12 protein-coding genes are annotated in these 16,675 nt (G+C 73.8%); 5 read left to right on the top strand and 7 right to left on the bottom strand.

The window, feature by feature from the left end; genetic code table 11:
* The first annotated feature begins 91 nt into the window (after positions 1-91).
* Positions 92-4,285 carry a hypothetical protein gene (locus ACH4FX_RS28265; RefSeq protein ID WP_398483585.1) on the top strand — a complete coding sequence of 1,398 codons (4,194 nt, stop codon included), beginning with the start codon at positions 92-94 and terminating at the stop codon, positions 4,283-4,285.
* Between the two features lie 43 nt (positions 4,286-4,328).
* Here the strand turns inward: ACH4FX_RS28265 and ACH4FX_RS28260 are convergent, their stop codons facing one another.
* The 6 genes from ACH4FX_RS28260 to ACH4FX_RS28235 form a co-directional block, all read right to left on the bottom strand.
* Entirely contained in the window at positions 4,329-5,024 is a 696-nt protein-coding gene (locus tag ACH4FX_RS28260) for a S1 family peptidase (RefSeq protein ID WP_398483583.1), read from the bottom strand.
* Between the two features lie 45 nt (positions 5,025-5,069).
* Positions 5,070-5,921: a carbohydrate ABC transporter permease gene (locus ACH4FX_RS28255; RefSeq protein ID WP_398483582.1), complete on the bottom strand. Its 852-nt coding sequence runs from the start codon at positions 5,919-5,921 to the stop codon at positions 5,070-5,072.
* Between the two features lie 4 nt (positions 5,922-5,925).
* Complete coding sequence (locus ACH4FX_RS28250; protein ID WP_398483580.1) at positions 5,926-6,840, bottom strand: carbohydrate ABC transporter permease; 915 nt, start codon at positions 6,838-6,840, stop codon at positions 5,926-5,928.
* On the bottom strand, positions 6,837-8,198 hold the full coding sequence (locus ACH4FX_RS28245; protein ID WP_398483578.1) for an ABC transporter substrate-binding protein: 1,362 nt from the start codon (positions 8,196-8,198) through the stop codon (positions 6,837-6,839). Before ACH4FX_RS28245 ends, ACH4FX_RS28250 begins: the two co-directional genes overlap by 4 nt.
* Positions 8,199-8,261: 63 nt before the next feature.
* Entirely contained in the window at positions 8,262-8,963 is a 702-nt protein-coding gene (locus ACH4FX_RS28240; RefSeq protein WP_398483576.1) for a response regulator, read from the bottom strand.
* A complete protein-coding gene (locus ACH4FX_RS28235; RefSeq protein ID WP_398483574.1) occupies positions 8,960-10,705 on the bottom strand; it encodes an ATP-binding protein in 1,746 nt (581 codons plus the stop codon). Before ACH4FX_RS28235 ends, ACH4FX_RS28240 begins: the two co-directional genes overlap by 4 nt.
* A gap of 184 nt (positions 10,706-10,889) precedes the next feature.
* On the opposite strand from ACH4FX_RS28235, the gene ACH4FX_RS28230 reads away from it, so the two are divergent.
* Positions 10,890-12,290 (top strand): cation:dicarboxylate symporter family transporter, encoded by a 1,401-nt coding sequence (locus ACH4FX_RS28230; protein WP_398483572.1) that lies wholly within the window; start codon positions 10,890-10,892, stop codon positions 12,288-12,290.
* Positions 12,291-12,366: 76 nt separating this feature from the next.
* On the opposite strand, the gene ACH4FX_RS28225 is transcribed toward ACH4FX_RS28230, so the two are convergent.
* Complete coding sequence (locus ACH4FX_RS28225) at positions 12,367-13,008, bottom strand: TetR/AcrR family transcriptional regulator (RefSeq protein ID WP_398483570.1); 642 nt, start codon at positions 13,006-13,008, stop codon at positions 12,367-12,369.
* 180 nt (positions 13,009-13,188) lie between these two features.
* Between ACH4FX_RS28225 and ACH4FX_RS28220 the strand changes: the two genes are divergently transcribed.
* The 3 genes from ACH4FX_RS28220 to ACH4FX_RS28210 all read left to right on the top strand — a co-directional run bounded on the left by ACH4FX_RS28220 (position 13,189) and on the right by ACH4FX_RS28210 (position 16,666).
* Positions 13,189-14,877, top strand: coding sequence for an MFS transporter (locus ACH4FX_RS28220; protein WP_398483568.1), 1,689 nt, complete (start codon positions 13,189-13,191; stop codon positions 14,875-14,877).
* Between the two features lie 137 nt (positions 14,878-15,014).
* Complete coding sequence (locus ACH4FX_RS28215) at positions 15,015-15,413, top strand: DUF4259 domain-containing protein (protein WP_398483566.1); 399 nt, start codon at positions 15,015-15,017, stop codon at positions 15,411-15,413.
* A 188-nt stretch (positions 15,414-15,601) separates the two neighbouring features.
* A complete protein-coding gene (locus ACH4FX_RS28210; protein ID WP_398483564.1) occupies positions 15,602-16,666 on the top strand; it encodes an aldo/keto reductase in 1,065 nt (354 codons plus the stop codon).
* Positions 16,667-16,675 lie beyond the last annotated feature (9 nt).

Raw genomic sequence — 16,675 nt, 5'->3', positions numbered from 1 at the left:
CGGAGTTGTCCGAAAGTGCAGCTCGCCCGTGACAAACAAGACGGACAATGGGGAGTTGGGCCGTGGGGGCGGCCCCGGGGCAGGGAAGAAGGTGGCGGGAATAGCAGGGCCAGGACAGCACAAGCCCCGGCTCGGTCGGCCGGAACGGCCGGTGGACCCGGAGGCCGGGCCGGTGGAGCGGCTGGCCTGGGAACTACGGCGGTTGCGGGAGCGGGCCGGGACACCGAGCTACCGCACGCTCGCCAAGACGGCGCACTATTCGGCCAGCACGCTGGCGGAGGCGGCCAAGGGGGAGCGGCTGGCGACGCTGGACGTCGTCCTGGCCTACGCCCAGGCGTGCGGCGGGGACCGGGCCGAGTGGGAGGCGCGGTGGCGGGCCGCCGCCGGGGCGGGCGAGGACCGGCCGGGCGCCGGGCGGTGCCCGTACCCCGGGCTGGCCCCCTTCGAAGCGGCGAACGCCGCGGAGTACTTCGGCCGCGCGACGCTGGTCGAGGAAGTGTCCGGGCGCGTCGAACAGCACGCGCTGACCGTGGTGTTCGGCGCCTCGGGCAGCGGCAAGTCCTCCCTGCTGCGCGCCGGACTGCTGCCGCACCTGGGCGCGCACTGGCACCCGGTGCTGCTGACCCCGGGCCCACGGCCGCTCACCGCCCTGGCGTCGGCGGTGGCCCGCCTGGTGGCGGAGCCGGGCCCGCGGAACGGCGACGGTACGGGCGCCGACACGGTCCCGGAGGCCGGGGACGCGGCCAGGGCGGTGGGGGCCGAGGCGGGTGGGGATGTGGAGGCGGGAGGGCCTGGGGAGGCGGGCCGGGACGGGGAGGAGGCCGGAGGCGGGGGCGCGACGGGCCCTGCGGTTCCGGGGGACGACGTGCCTACGGCCGTCCCGGGGACGGCCGATTCTCCCGGGGCCCGCGGGGGCGGCGAGGCTGCCGGGAGTCCCGAGGCTCCCGCGCCCTCCGGGACTCCGGAAGTTCCCGCGTCCTCCGGGGCCCCCGGAACTCCCGCGACCTCCGCGGCCCCCGAACCCTCCGCGGCCCCCGAACCCTCGGAGCCCCCCGAACCCTCAAAGCCCCCCGAGCCTGCCGCTCCCCGGCAGACCCCCACCCACGAGCCGCATCCCGTCCCCGACACCGACACTCCGACCACCACCCCCGAAGACCGGGCCGCCGCCCTCCGCCGCCGGATGGACGAGGACCCCGCCGCCCTCGACCTCGCGCTGCGCACCTGGCTCGCCGGGCGGCCCGACACCTCCCGTGCCCTGCTGGTCATAGACCAGTTCGAGGAGGTCTTCACGCTCTGCGCGGACGAGGCCGAGCGCACCGCGTTCCTCGGCGCGGTGGCCGACCTGGCCCGCTCCGGCGGCCGGCGCGTCCGGGTCGCCGCCGGCATCCGGGCCGACTTCTACGCCCGCTGCTTCACCCACCCCGACCTGGTCGCCGTGCTGCGCACCGCCGCCCAGCTGCCCGTCGGGCCGCCCAGCCGCGCCGAGCTGCGCGACATCATCGCAGAGCCCGCCGTCCGCTGCGGCGTCCGGGTGGACGCCGACCTGCTGGAGGCGGTGCTGGCCGAGGCGGCCGGACAGCCGGGTGCGCTGCCGCTGGTCGGGCACGCGATGCGGGAGACGTGGCACCGCCGCCGCGACGACACCCTGCGGCTGGCCGACTACCGCGCCACCGGCGGGATGCGCGGCGCCGTCGCGCAGACCGCCGAGCGGATGTACGACGAGGCCGCGCCCCGGCAGCGGGACGTCATGCGGGCGGTGTTCCTGCGGCTGACCGCGCTCGGCGAGGGCACCGAGGACACCCGGCGCCGGCTGTCCCGCCGCGAACTGGACGGCCTGGCCGGCCCGCACGAGATCGACGGGCTGCTGCGCAAGCTCGCCGACGCCCGGCTGATCGTGCTGGCCGACGGCACGGTCGAGGTCGCCCACGAGGCCGTCATCCGGGCCTGGCCCCGGCTGCGGCACTGGCTGGACGAGGACCGGGAGGCCCTGCGCACCCACCGCAGGCTCACCGCCGCCGCCGAGGCGTGGCACGAGCTGGGCCGGGACGCGGGCGCGCTGTACCGGGGCGCGCAGCTGGCCGGCGCGCAGGCCTGGGCGCGTCTGCACGGCTCCCAGCTCAACGCCCTGGAGCAGGACTTCCTGCGCAGCGCCACCGGCGCCGACCGGCGGCGCGGCCACCGCACGCGCTGGCTGACCGCGACGCTCGCCGCCCTCCTCGTCCTGGCCGTGATCGCGGCGGGCATCGCCTTCCAGCAGCGGGCGGGCGCCGAGCAGCAGCGCCGGATCGCGGTGTCCCGCCAGTACGCGGCGGAGGCCGGGGAGCTGCGCCGCGAGCAGCCCCAGGCGGCGGCACTGACCGCGCTGTACGGCTACCGGCAGGCGCAGACCGCCGAGGCGCGCGGCAGCCTGCTCAGCGCCTACGCCGCCTACCGCGCCAACCAGTTCACCGGTCACACCGGCGTCGTGAACGCGGTGGCCTTCAGTCCGAACGGCCGTACTCTGGCCACCGGTTCGATGGACCGCACGGTCAAGCTGTGGGACACCGCCACCAACCGCATGCTCGGCACCCTGGTCGGCCACGTGGGCCCGGTGTACGCGCTCGCCTTCAGCCCGGACGGCAAGGTCCTGGCGACCGCCGGGGACGACAGCACCGTACGGCTGTGGGACGTCGCCCGGCGCCGCCTGCTCGGTGTGCTGACCGGCCTCACCGGCCGCGTGGTGTCGCTGTCCTTCTCCCACGACGGCCGCACCCTCGCGTCCGGCAGTGCCGGCAAAGCGGTACGGCTGTGGGACGTGGCCTCGCAGCGCACGGTCGCCGACCTCGCCGGGCACACCGGCAACGTGACGGCGGTGGCCTTCTCGCCGGACGGCAAGGTGCTGGCGTCGGCCGGTGACGACCGTACGGTCCGGCTGTGGGACGCGCGCACCCGCCGGCCGCTGGCCACGTTCACCGGCCACCTCCAGTCGGTGTTCGCGCTGGCCTTCAACTGGAACGGCGGCATCCTGGCCAGCGGGGGCGGGGACCGCACGGTCCGGCTCTGGGACGTCGCCGGGCGCCGCTTCCTCGGCGAACTCACCGGCACCGCCGACCGGATCACCGCCCTGGCCTGGTCACCGGACCGCCGAACCCTCGCCGTCGCCAGCTACGACGGCATCGTCCGGCTGTGGGACGTGAATTCCCGGCACGCCCGGGAGAAGTTCACCGCCCGCGTGGAGTCGGCGAGCGCGCTGTCCTGGACGCGGTACGGCTCGGCCCTGGCGGCGCCGTCGGACGACGACACGGGCACGGTCCGGCTGTGGCGCTCCGCCGGCGGCGGCCCGGAGATGATCGGCGGCCGGCAGAGCGCGATCACCTCGGTGGCGGTGTCCCCGGACGGCCGGCGCATCGCCGCCGCGGGCAGCCAGCTGACGCTGTGGTCGGCCGACCGGCCGCGGCCGCTGCGGACGCTCGACGCACCGGCCGGCATGATCACGAGTCTGGTGTTCTCGCCGAAGGGCGACGTGTTCGCGTCCGTGCACGCCGACCGTACGGTCCGGCTGTGGGACGTGCGCACCGGCCGGCTGGTCGGCACCCTGCGCGGGCACACGAACACCGTCCGGCAGGCGGTCTTCTCGCCGGACGGCAGCAGACTGGCCACCGTCGGGGACGACCGCAACCTTCTCCTGTGGGACGTGGCCGGTCACCGGCAGACGGCCGCGCGCAAACTGGAGGGCAGCGGATCCACCGTCACCTTCGCGCCGGACGGCAGGACCCTGGTGGTCACCGAGAACGTCGACGACCAGGGCATCGTACGGCTGCGGGACGTGGCCACCCTCGACGAGACCGCCCGCTTCACCGGCCGCTCCTACCCCATCTTCGCCGCCGCCCTCACCCAGGACGGGAAGACCCTGGCCACCTCCGGCACGGACCACGACATCCTGCTGTGGGACGTACCGGGCCACCGGCTGTCCGCCAGGCTGCACGGGCACGCCAGCAGCGTCGCCTCGCTGGCGTTCGGTCCGGACGGCCGCACCCTGGCCTCGGGCGGGGACGACGACACCGTGCGCCTGTGGGACGTGGCGGCGCGCCGTACGTCGGCCGTGCTGTCCGGGCACACCGGCAGTGTGCTGTCCCTGTCGTTCTGGCCCGGCGGCCGGGCACTGATGAGCGGCAGCGCGGACGGCACGGTCCGCGAGTGGTACATCGCGGTGGAGAAGGCGGCCGAGGACATCTGCGCTGCGAGCCGGGAGGGCCACTGGGCGCAGACGGCGCGGGGCGTACCGGCCGACTGGTACTGCAAGTGAGCGCCGGGCCCGCGCCCGTGGGGGCGGACGCGGGGCGCGCCGCTCAGTGGAGGGTGAGGCCGAACGTCTGCAACGCCGGGACGACCGGCTGGAGGTACGAGGTGCCGCCGGTCGCGCAGGAACCGCTGCCGCCCATGAGGAGGCCGATCGCGGTCCCGCCGGAGAAGGCCGGGCCGCCCGCCGCCGTGCCCGGCTCGGCACAGGCCGTGGTCCGGGCGACCCCGTACACCGTGCCCTCGGGGTAGTCGACGCTCACGTTCACGGCCTGGACCCGGCCGCACTGCTGCCCGGTCGTGGTGCCTGCCAGGCACACCGACCGGCCCACGATGGGCTGCGCCGCGCCGGTGATGTCCAGGAAACGGCCACCGCCGAGGTCGATCTCGCCGGGGTAGGAGACGGCCGGGTTGGTGTAGCGGATCACGGCGTAGTCGTCACCGGGGAAGCGCAGCGCCTCGGTCACGCCGACGTGCACGGTCCGGGCCACGTCGGCGTACCAGTCCTTGGCGCCGCCCGCACAGCGGCCTTCCATGAGGGCGTAGTACGTGCCGCCCTTGGTGGCGTTGAAGCCGACGGTGCAGCGGCCCGACGCGCTGTACAGGACGGCGCCGCCGCGGACCGCGGCCGGGGCGGCGCTGCGGTCCGGGGCGGCGGCGGCCGGAGGCGCGGCGGCCAGGGCGGTCAGCGCGGCGGTGGCCAGGGCGGCCAGGGAACGGAGCACGGCGATGGGTCCCGGTCTCACGGGTCCTCCTCGGGAGGGCGGATGGGTGGCCGGCCGCGGTACCGCTCAGCCCTTGACCGCGCCGCCCAGCGCGAACCCGCCGCCCAGCCGGCGCGAGATCAGCACGTACAGCAGGACGACCGGCGTCGAGTACAGGACCGAGAACGCCGCCAGCTGGCCGAAGGCGATGGCGCCGTAGTTGCCGAAGAACGTGAACACGCTGACGGAAGCGGGCAGTTGGTCGGGCGACAGGAGCAGCAGGAACGGGACGAAGAAGTTGCCCCACATGATGGCGAAGGTGTAGATCGTCACCACCGTGACGCCCGGCCCCATCAGCGGCAGGATCACCCGCCACAGCGTCTGGAACCACGAGGCGCCGTCGGTCCAGGCGGCCTCCTCCAGGGCCCGGGGGATGCCGTCCATGAAGTTCTTCATCAGCCAGACGGCGAAAGGGAGCTGGGCGGTGGCGAGGAAGAGCGCGGTGCCGTGGACGGTGTCGATCAGGTTGACCCGGACGTACAGCGCGTAGACCGGGACCATGATCGCGGTGATCGGCAGACAGGTGGAGAACAGGAGGGTCAGCAGGTACGGGCGGCTGAACCGGGAGCGGTAGCGGGACAGCGGATAGGCCGCCAGGGCCGCGCAGGCCACCGTCACGGCGGTCGCGCTGCCGCACAGCACCAGGCTGTTGAGCATCGGGGTGAAGGTGATCTCGTCCGTCAGGACCGCCGAGAAGTTCTCCAGCGACGGCGCCTGCGGCACCCGTACGCGCAGCGTCGCCGCGGTGTCGAGCGAGGAGAGCACCAGCCAGGCGAGCGGCACCGCGAACGCGACGGCGACGACGAGCAGCGCCGCGTCGGCCGCGAGGCGGCGCCGGGCGCGGCGGGACAGCAGGGGCCGGGCGGCCGGTACGGGCACCGCGTCACACCTCCTCGCGCAGCAGGCGCAGGTAGACGGCGGAAAACAGGGCGCCCACCACGAGCAGCAGCAGGGCGACGGCCGTGCCGTATCCGATCAGCGACTTCAGGAACGCCTGGTCGTACATGAACACCGGCAGCGTCTGGCTCCGGCTGCCGGGGCCGCCGCGCGTCATGGCCCAGATCAGCCCGAAGACGGAGAGGGTCTGGAGGGTGTTGAGCATCAGATTGGTGCCGATGGAGCGGCGGATCATGGGCAGCGTGATGTGCCACAGCCGCTGCCGGCCGCTCGCGCCGTCCACCTCGGCGGACTCGGTGACCTCCTGGGGGATCTCGGAGAGCGCGGCCGAATAGATCAGCATCGAGAAGGCCGTGCCCCGCCAGACGTTGGCGAACGACACCGCCAGGATTGGCAGCGTGAACAGCCAGTTCCGCGTGGGCAGATGGAGCAGGTCCAGGATCGCGTTCAGCGTGCCGCGGCGCTCGAAGAACGTGTAGAGCAGGAAGCCCGCGACGATCTCCGGCAGGACCCAGGCGGTGATGACGACCGCGCCGGTGACGGCGCGCACGGTCTTCGAGGCGCGCCGCATCAGCCCGGCGAGCGCCAGCCCCAGCGTGTTCTGTCCCAGGACCGACGAGATCAGGGTGAAGACCAGCGTCAGGACCACCGCGTTCAGGAAGGCCGGGTCGCCGAACGCGTACCGGAAGTTCTCCAGGCCCACGAACGAGGTGGTCTCCTGCCCGGTCAGCTGCATGTCGGTGAAGGCGATGTAGACGCAGTAGCCGATCGGCCCGGCGAGGAAGAGCAGCAGCAGTACGGTCGCGGGCGCGAGCGGTGACCAGCGCAGCAGGGCCCGGCGGCGGGACCGGGCGCCGCGGCCCGCCGTGCCGTACGCGGTCGTCGTGGCGGCGCGGCTCATGGCTTGGCGACGACCTGGCCGTCGACGAGGGACTTCAGCTGCTCGTCGTAGGCGTCGGCGGCCTGCTCGGGCGACGCGGTACCGGAGGTGACCGCCTCCATCGCCTCACCGATCGCCGCCGACACCTTGGGGTAGACGGGCAGCGCGGGCCGGTACCGGCTGACCTCCACCAGATCGGTGAAGAAGCCGATGCCGGGCAGGGACTTCAGGTACGCGGGGTCGGCGGCCACGTCCTTGCGTACCGCGATCTGCGCGCCGCGCACGCACCACTCGACCGCGTTGCGCTTCGTCTGGAGCGTCTCGATCAGCTTCCAGGCGAGGTCCGGATGCTGCGACTGCCGCGGCACGGACCAGGTCCACCCGCCCGCCAGGCTCACTTTGCCCGGCGCCGCGCCGTGCTGGGTGGGGAACGCCGCCCGGCCCAGCACCGTCCGCCACTCGGGCCACGGCTTCCCGCCGCCCTTGGGCTGCCACTGCTGGCCCAGCCAGGAGCCGTCCAGGTCGATCGCCAGCTTCTCCTCCGGCATCAGCTCGGTGGCGACGTTGGTCTGGATGTTGGGGCTGAGCGCGTCGGCCACGTCGGGGCCCAGCTTCTCCCCGTACACGGTGCGCAGGAACTCCAGGCTGTCCCGGAAGCCCTTGGTCCCGGTGACCCACTTCTTCGTCGCCGGGTCGTAGAGCTGGTCCTTGCCGGTGCCGTACAGCAGCATCGCGAAGCCCTGCATCACGGCGGCCTCGCCCGCGCCCTTGCCGGTGAAGACGTTCAGCGGGATGACGCCGGGGACCTTCCGCTTGATGGTGCGGGCGGCGGCCAGCACCTCGTCCCAGGTCTTCGGCTGCCAGTCCAGCGGCAGCCCCGCCTTCTTGAAGATCTTCTTGTTGAACCACAGGCCGCGGGTGTCCGTGCCGTCCGGCACGCCGTACGTCCGGCCGTCCTGCGCCCGGGCGGCGGCCCGCGCGGCCGGCTGGAACTGCTTCCAGTCCGGCCACTCGGCGAGGTAGGGGTCCAGCGGGCGCAGCAGCCCGGCCGCGATGTCGGAGTTGATGAGGAAGGTGTCCTCGTAGACCAGGTCGGGGGCGGTCTTCGGGGAACGCATCATCTGCTGGATCTTGGCGTAGTAGTCGTTCTCGGACGCCTGGATCGGGACCAGCTCGACCTTCTTGCCGGGGTTGGCCTTCTCGAAGGCGCGGGCCACCATCTCGACGTAGTCGTCGCGGACCGTCACCTTGTTGTTGGTGTCCTTGGGGAAGGCGACCTTCAGGGTGTTCCGGTCGCCTCCGGAGCCGCCGCAGGCGGTGAGCGTGCCTGCGGCCAGCACGGCGGCGGTGAGCAGAGCCATCGGAGCGGTGCGGCGCACGGCATGACCTCCAACTAGCCACGGCTGGCTGCCCGGTGACCGTAAGTCAGGGGTAAGGGGAGGTCAATGCCCCGTCCAGCGGTACCGCAATTCGGGACGGCCCACCTGTCCGTACTGCGGGGCGCGGGCGGCGCGGGCCGTCTCGACGAGGTGTTCGAGGTAACGGCGGGCGGTGATACGGGAGATGCCGGTCTCCTCGGCGGCCGCGGCGGCACTGAGCCCGCCGGGGGCGGCGCGCAGCGCGTCGGTCACCAGGCGCAGGGTCGCCGCGGTCAGGCCCTTGGGCAGCGCGGCGGGCTGCGGCGAGCGGAGGGCCGCGATGGCCCGGTCCACCTCGTCCTGGCCGCTCGCCTCGCCGGCGGCGGCGCGGAAGGCGGCGTACCGCAGCAGACGGTCGCGCAGGGTGGCGAAGGTGAACGGCTTGAGCACGTACTGCACGACGCCGAGCGAGACGCCCTCCCGGACGACGGCCAGGTCCCGGGCCGAGGTGACGGCGATGACGTCGGCGGCGTGCCCGGCCGCGCGCAGCGACCGGACGAACGCCAGGCCGTGGCCGTCCGGCAGGAAGAGATCCAGCAGGAGCAGGTCGACGGCGTGCCGGTCCAGGTGCCGGCGGGCGCCGGCGACGGACCGCACGGTCCCGGACACGGTGAAGCCGGGCACCCGGCCCACGTAGAGCGCGTGGGCGTCCGCCGCCACGGGGTCGTCCTCGACGACCAGCACCCGCAGCGGCGGGGGTCCGGCGTCGGGGTGCGGGCCGCTCATCCGGTGCCGCCTGGCCTGGCCGTGGCGTCCGTCCCGGCCGTGCAGCCCGCGACCGCCGTGCCGTCCGTACCCGCCGTGGCCTCCGCCCGGTCCGCCGTCCGCAGCGGCAGGCGCACCGTGAACTCGGCGCCGCCTTCGGGCGCCGGATTCACCCGTACGGTCCCGCCGTGCCGGCGCACGGCCTGCCGTACGAGCGCCAGTCCGAGCCCCCGGCCCGCGCCCTCCTTCGTGCTCCACCCCCACCGGAACACGTCCTCGGCGTCCGGCACTTCCCGGAACCCGGCGCCGCTGTCCGCCACCCGCAGCAGCAGCTCGCCGCCGTCGGCCAGCGCGGTGACCCGCACGCGGGCGCCTTCCGGGGCCGCCTCGATCGCGTTGTCCAGGAGGTTGCCGAGGACCGTGACCAGGTCGCGCGGCGGCAGGGCGGCCGGCAGCACGCCGTCGTCGATGCGGCTGTCCGGGGTGAGGACCAGCTCGACGCCGTGTTCGTTGGCCTGGGCGGCCTTGCCGAGCAGGAGGGCGGCCAGGACCGGCTCGGCGACCGCGCCGACGACCTGGTCGGTGAGGGCCTGCGCCAGCTCCAGCTCGGCGGTGGCGAACTCCACGGCCTCCTCCGTACGGCCCAGCTCGACGAGGGAGACCACGGTGTGCAGCCGGTTGGCGGCCTCGTGCGCCTGGGAACGCAGCGCTCGGGTGACGCCGCGTACGGAGTCCAGCTCGCCGGTGAGCGCCTGGAGTTCCGTGTGATCGCGCAGCGTGACGACCGTGCCGCGCCGCTCGCCGCCGGAGACCGGCGAGGTGTTGACGACCAGGACCCGGTCGTCGGTGAGGTGGAGTTCGTCGGTGTGCGGGGCGGGCGAGAGCAGGGCGGCGGTGAGGCCGGGCGGCAGGCCCAGCCCGGCGGCGGGCCGGCCGACCGGGTCCCCGCGCAGCCCGAGCAGCTCGCGCGCCGCGTCGTTGACGAGCGCCACCCGCCGCTCCCCGTCCAGCATCAGCAGTCCCTCGCGCACCGCGTGCAGCGCCGCCTCGTGGTAGTCGTGCAGCCGGCTCAGCTCGGTGGCGTTCATGCCGTGGGTGTGCCGCCGCAGGCGCGCGTTGACCAGGTACGTACCGAGGCCGCCCAGGAGGAGCGCACCGGCCGCGACGGCGGCCAGCGTCACCATCTCCCGCCGCAGCCCGTCACTGATCGTCTCGACGGTGATGCCGCAGCTGACCAGGGCGACGATGCGCCCGCCGTGCTCCCGGTCCCGGACCGGCGTGATGACCCGCACGGACCGGCCGAGCCGGCCGGGGTGGGTCTCGGTGAAGGTCCGGCCGGCCAGCGCCTGCGCCCGCTGTCCGAGGTAGGTGCGGCCGATGGCGGACGGCTGGGGGTGCGTCCACCGCTTTCCTGCCGTGTCCATGACCACAATGAAGTCGACCCCGGCGTCCCGCCGCAGCCGTTCGGTGTACGGCTGGAGCTCGGCCGTCGGGTCGGCCGAACGCACCGCCCGCGCCACCGCCGGCGCGTCGGCGACCGCGGTGGCCACCGCCGTCGTCTGCCGCCGCGCGGTCTCCTGCGCCTGCCGCCCGGCACCGGCGTACGCGAAGACCAAGCACCCCGCCACCACCACGCCGACCAGCGCCGCCTGCACCGCGAACAGCTGCCCGGCCAGGCTGCGCGGCCACCGCACGCGCGGACGGGGCAGGCCGACGGCGCCGCGCGCGGTACGCGGCGGACCCCCACGGCGGGAACTTCGCATGCGCGCCAGTCTGCCCGCTCATTTATGCGTGAACGAAATGCACGCAAGGGTGACGGGCGCCACAACGGCGTGCATAGTCACCGGGACTGTTCTGCGTACGGGCCGCGTACCGGCACCGGCACGGGCCGCGTACGGGTTGCAGAGCCGCAGACCGGCGCAGAACCGAAGACCCGAGGAGTCAGCCGTGGCCGCACAGACCCCACCGTCCGGGGGGACGACCGAGGAGACCGCACCGCAGCGCAAGCGGGACCGGACGCACTACCTCTACATCGCCGTCATCGCCGCCGTGCTCGCCGGCATCGCCGTGGGCTTCGCCGCCCCCGGCTTCGCCGTCGGACTCAAGCCGCTGGGCACCGGCTTCGTGAACCTGATCAAGATGATGATCTCGCCGGTGATCTTCTGCACGATCGTGCTGGGCGTCGGCTCGGTCCGCAAGGCCGCCAAGGTCGGCGCGGTCGGCGGCCTGGCGCTGGGCTACTTCATGGTGATGTCCACGGTCGCGCTGGCCATCGGCCTGGTGGTGGGCAACGTACTGGAGCCCGGCTCCGGCCTGCATCTGACCGAGTCGCTGCGGCACGCCGGACAGGCCCAGACGAAAGGCGGCGCCGAGTCGACCACGGACTTCCTGCTGGGCATCATCCCGGAGACGCTGGTCTCGGCGCTCACCCACGGCGAGGTGCTCCAGACGCTGCTGGTGGCGCTGCTGGTCGGCTTCGGCCTCCAGGCGATGGGCGCCTCCGGCGAGCCGGTGCTGCGGGGCATCGGGCACCTCCAGCGCCTGGTCTTCCGCGTTCTGTCCATGATCATGTGGGCCGCTCCGGTGGGCGCGTTCGGCGCGATGGCCGCGGTGGTCGGCGCGACCGGCGTGGACGCGCTGAAGTCGCTCGCCGTCATCATGGTCGGCTTCTACGTGACCTGCCTGCTGTTCGTGCTCGTCGTCCTCGGCACACTGCTGCGCCTGATCGCCGGCGTGAACATCTTCGCCCTGCTGAAGTACCTCGGCCGGGAGTTCCTGCTGATCCTGTCCACCTCCTCCTCCGAGTCCGCGCTGCCGCGGCTGATCGCGAAGATGGAGCACCTGGGCGTCAGCCGGCCGGTGGTCGGCATCACCGTGCCGACCGGCTACAGCTTCAACCTCGACGGCACCGCCATCTACCTGACGATGTCCTCGCTGTTCATCGCGGAGGCGATGGGCAGCCCGCTCTCGATCGGCCAGCAGGTCTCGCTGCTCGTCTTCATGACCATCGCCTCCAAGGGCGCGGCGGGCGTCACCGGCGCCGGCCTGGCGACACTGGCGGGCGGCCTCCAGTCGCACCGCCCCGAACTGGTCGACGGCGTCGGCCTGATCGTCGGCATCGACCGCTTCATGAGCGAGGCCCGCGCCCTCACCAACTTCGCGGGCAACGCGGTGGCCACGGTCCTGGTCGGCACCTGGACCAAGGAGATCGACAAGCCCCGCGCCGCCGAAGTCCTCGCCGGCCGCCTGCCGTTCGACGAGCGAACGCTGAGTGCGGACGGGCACGACCCGGCGCCCGACGTGCCGGAACAGAACGCGAACGGCAGCAAGGAACCGGCGAAGGTCTGAACCCGGGAATCGGGCCCTGTGGGCGCGCGGCCTCCGCGCGCCCACAGGGCCCGTTCGCGTTCCGGCGCTCCGTTCGTCAGTCCTTGGCCCCGGCCGCCCTCGCCACCCGCGTCTCCTCCGCCACCCGTACCGCCTCGGTCGTGCGGTCGGACGGTACGCCTGAGGCTGCCAGGACTGTTTCGGCTGCTGCCTGGCCGGCGGATTCGGCGGGGAGGTCGCCGTCGTTGACCGCCTGCATCAGCCCGAACAGCATGTGTTCGTGGACGTGGGCCAGGGCGCCGGGGGTGAGCGGTGAGCGGAACAGGCCCGCCTCCAGGCCGCGTGTCAGGATGGCCGTCGCGCGGCGCCGTACGGGTTCCAGACGGGCGCGGATGCCCGCGTCGGTGACGCTGGACTGGGCGAGCGAGACCAGCAGGCGGTAGCGGTCGGCGCATTCCCATGTGGCGAGCGTGGCACGTGCCAGGGCCACGTCGGCGGGCTCGGACGGGTCGGCCGTGCCGTCGGCGAAGGCGGTCGTCACATCGTCCACGGCGGCGTCCGTCAGCGCGGTGATCAGCGCCTCCCGGCTCGGGAAGTGCCCGTAGACGGTGCGTCGCACCACTCCCGCGGCCCGGGCGATCTGGTCCATGGTCGCGTCCGGGTGCCGCAGCAGTTCGGCCAGTGCGATGTCCATGATCCGGCGGCGGTTGGCGTGGGCCCGGCTGGTCGGTGCGGTCATGGCGCGGCGGCTCCTCGGTCGGCGGACGCGTGCGGTCACGGTCCCGCTCCTCCCTCATTTTGCACACGGCTGTGCAGCGACGTAAATTGCACACTGTTGTGTAATTGCACATGTGTGTGCAAGATTTTGTGCGCGGATGTGCGTGCCGTCGAGATCGTTTGGAGAGTCAGGGTGAACCGGGTGCCTCCTCCGCAGACCCGGCCGGTCCAGGACACGGACCGGCCCTACCCGAAGCGCTGGTGGGCCCTGGGCGTGCTGTGCCTGAGCCTGCTGATCATCGTGATGGCGAACACCTCGCTCACCGTCGCGGCCCCCGACATGACCGCCGACCTGGGCCTGAGCAGCTCCGACCTGCAGTGGGTGATCGACGCCTACACCGTCCCGTACGCCGCGCTGATGCTGATGCTCGGCGCCGTCGGCGACAAGTACAGCCGCCGCGGGGCGCTGCTCCTCGGCCTGCTGGTGTTCGCGGGCGGCTCGGTCGCGGGCGCCCTGGTGGACAGCTCCGGCGGGGTGATCGCGGCGCGCGCCGTGATGGGCGTGGGCGCGGCCATGATCATGCCCGCGACGCTGTCGCTGCTGGCCGCCACCTTCCCGCGCGGCGAACGCGCGCTGGCCATCACCATCTGGACCGCCACCGCCGGGCTCGCCATCGCGGTCGGCCCGCTGGTCGCCGGCGCGCTCCTGGAGGACCACGGCTGGGCCTCGTCCTTCCTGATCAACGTGCCGGTCGCGGCGCTCGGCATCGTCGGCGCGCTGCTGGTCGTCCCGGCCTCCAAGGCGGGCCACAGCGATCGCCTCGACTACGTCGGCGGTCTGCTGTCCGTCGTCTGGGTCGGCTCGCTGATCTACATGCTCATCCAGGGTCCGCACTTCGGCTGGGACGCCCGCGCCATCGGCGCCGCGGTGGCCGCCGGTGTCGGCCTGGTCCTGTTCGTCGTCTGGGAGCTGCGCCACCCGCGCCCGGTCCTGGACGTACGCCGCTTCGCCCACCGCGGCTTCGCGGGCGCCAACTTGGCCGTGGCGCTCTTCTTCCTCGCCGTCTTCGGCGCGTTCTACTACCTGACCCAGCACCTCCAGTTCGTGCTGGGGTACTCGCCCCTGGACACCGGCATACGGATGCTGCCGCTGGCCGGCGCGGTCTTCGTGGGCGCCGCGCTGACCGGCTTCCTGACGCCGCGCCTCGGCATGAAGGTCACCGTCACCACCGGCATGGTCGGCGGCACGGCCGCCCTCGCCCTGCTCACCCGCGTGGACGCCGGTTCGTCGTACGGGGACTTCCTCGCCCCGCTGATCGTCCTGGGCCTGGCCATCGGCCTGTCCCTGTCGCCGTGCACGGACGCCATCATGGGCGCCTTCCCCGAGGACCAGCTCGGCGTCGGCGGCGCGGTCAACGACACCTCCATCGAGCTGGGCGGCTCGCTCGGCATCGCCATCCTGGGTTCGGTCCTGGCGAGCACCTACTCCTCCAAGCTGTCCGACGCGGCGGCGTCGGCCGCGGCGCACGGCGGCCCGAAGCTGCCGGGCAGTGCCCTGTCCACCGCCCAGGACTCGGTGGGCGCCGGGCTCGCGGTGGCCAAAGAGGTCGGCAAGCAGGTGGCGAGCGGTGCCGCGCCCAAGGCCGGCCCGGAGAAGGCGCAGGCGCTCGGCCTCCAGCAGGCCCAGGCGGTCGCGGACGCGGTGCGCGGGGCGTTCTCCGACGCGGTGGCGCACACCAGCCTGGTCGGCGCGGTGGTGCTCGGCGCGGGCACGGTGCTGGTCGCCGTCCTGCTGCCGCGCCGCCGTCGTACGCAGCAGCAGGACGCCGGGCCGGACTCCGCTCGTGAACCGGTCGCGGCGGGCAGCGGCAGCACGTCCGCGCACCGCTGAGCCGCGTCCGCGCGATTCCCGCTCCGCCGTCGGGCCGATTGTCAGTGGCAGGTGTCACGATGCAATCGGCCCGGTGGTGGTGCGGGCGTGTTGGGGCGGTGACGAGTGAGGGGCGAAAGCTGATGGGGGCGCGGGGCATGGGGCCGTTCGACAACGACGGGGCGGCGGATCTGCTGGACGACCTGGCCGCCATGCCGGCCGACCGGCGGCTCGGCGCGATACGGGGCGTGCTGTCGACCGCCGCCGCCGAACGGGACTACCTGGAGCGCCCGGAAGGGGAGATGGCGGTGGCCGCCGCGGCCCTGATAGCCGCCGCCCGCGCCCGCAGCGGCTGCCCCGCCGGTTCCGCGTACGGCCCGGAGCTGACGGTCCCCGAGCCGCCGCGCCGGCTCGCCGTGCTCGCGGTGCACGCCCTGGACCGGGTGCTCGCGCCGGACTCCGAGCTGGCCGAGCTGTGGGCCGAGGCGGACGGCGGCCACGCGTGGCCGGCGCAGCTGGCCCGGCTGCGCGCGGAGCTGACCGGGGCCGGCGACTGAGCCCGCGCCCGTACGCGGCCACGCCACGCCCGGACCATCGTGCGTCCCCTGGGCCACGTCATGTCCGGCCCGTGCGTCTCCCGGGCCATGCCACGCCCGGCCCGCCGTGCGTTCCCCCGGCCCCGCGCCTACGGTTGATCGCGGACGTCGTCCGCGTCGTCGTCCGTGCCGTCGACCGAGGAGGAACCGTGGAGTACCGCACGCTCGGGCGGTCCGGTCTGAAGGTGTCCCGGCTCGTGCTCGGCACCCTCAACGTGGGCGCGGGGGAGCAGTTCGCGCAGATCGGCGGGCTCGGCGTGGACGAGGCCCGCCGGCTGTTCGACATCGCGCTGGACGCCGGCGTGAACATGATCGACACCGCGAACATGTACTCCTTCGGACAGGCCGAGGAGATCACCGGCGAGGCGCTGCGCGGCCGGCGGGACGACGTCCTGCTCGCCTCGAAGGTCCGGATGCAGGTGGGCGACGGGCCGAACGAGGGCGGTGCGTCGGCGTACAGCGTCCTGCGCGAGGTCGAGCGCAGCCTGCGCCGGCTCCAGACCGACCACCTGGACCTGCTGTACCTGCACCAGTGGGACGGCCAGACGCCGGTCGAGGAGACCCTGACCGCCCTGGACCGGCTGGTCGCCGACGGCAAGGTCCGCTACGTCGGCATCTCCAACTTCAACGGCTGGCAGATCATGAAGACGCTGTACACGGCCCGGCTGCACGGCCTGGTCGCGCCGGTGGCCCAGCAGGTCTACTACACGCCCGAGGCCCGCGAGGCGGAGTACGAGATCCTCCCGGCCGCCCTGGACCAGGGCCTGGGCACCCTGGTCTGGAGCCCGCTGGGGGAGGGCCTGCTCGGCGGCAAGGTGCGGCGCGGGCAGCAGGTGCCGGCCACCACCCGGCAGGGCACCGACTGGCCCGAGCCGCATGTGGTCGACAAGGAGCGGGCCTACGACATCATCGAAGCCCTTTCCGGGATCGCCGACGCCCACGGCACGTCCGTGCCGCGGGTCGTGCTCGCCTGGCTGCTCGGCCGGCCCGGCGTCACCGGCCTGGTGATCGGCGCCCGCGACGAGGAGCAGCTGCGCGACGACCTCGCCGCCACCGCACTGCGCCTGAGCGAGGCCGCGACCACCCGGCTCACCGAACTCTCCCAGCTGCCCGCCTACTACCCGTACTGGCACCGCGTGCTGAACGCGTGCGACCGCCCGGACCCGGCCGAAGCGCCCTTCCTGGACGGGTGGCGGCGGGCCATGGGCCGCTGAGCCGGTCCG

Source organism: Streptomyces sp. NPDC018019, assembly GCF_044327805.1.
GTDB lineage: Bacteria > Actinomycetota > Actinomycetes > Streptomycetales > Streptomycetaceae > Streptomyces.
This window is presented reverse-complemented; position numbering and strand designations above follow the sequence as displayed.

What these genes read in the sequence shown, in the direction of transcription:
- ACH4FX_RS28250 (WP_398483580.1), bottom strand. Translation starts at nt 6,840, where the DNA reads ATGAGCCGCGCCGCCACGACGACCGCGTACGGCACGGCGGGCCGCGGC.
- ACH4FX_RS28240 (WP_398483576.1), bottom strand. Translation starts at nt 8,963, where the DNA reads ATGAGCGGCCCGCACCCCGACGCCGGACCCCCGCCGCTGCGGGTGCTG.
- ACH4FX_RS28235 (WP_398483574.1), bottom strand. Translation starts at nt 10,705, where the DNA reads ATGCGAAGTTCCCGCCGTGGGGGTCCGCCGCGTACCGCGCGCGGCGCC.
- ACH4FX_RS28225 (WP_398483570.1), bottom strand. Translation starts at nt 13,008, where the DNA reads ATGACCGCACCGACCAGCCGGGCCCACGCCAACCGCCGCCGGATCATG.
- ACH4FX_RS28215 (WP_398483566.1), top strand. Translation starts at nt 15,015, where the DNA reads ATGGGGCCGTTCGACAACGACGGGGCGGCGGATCTGCTGGACGACCTG.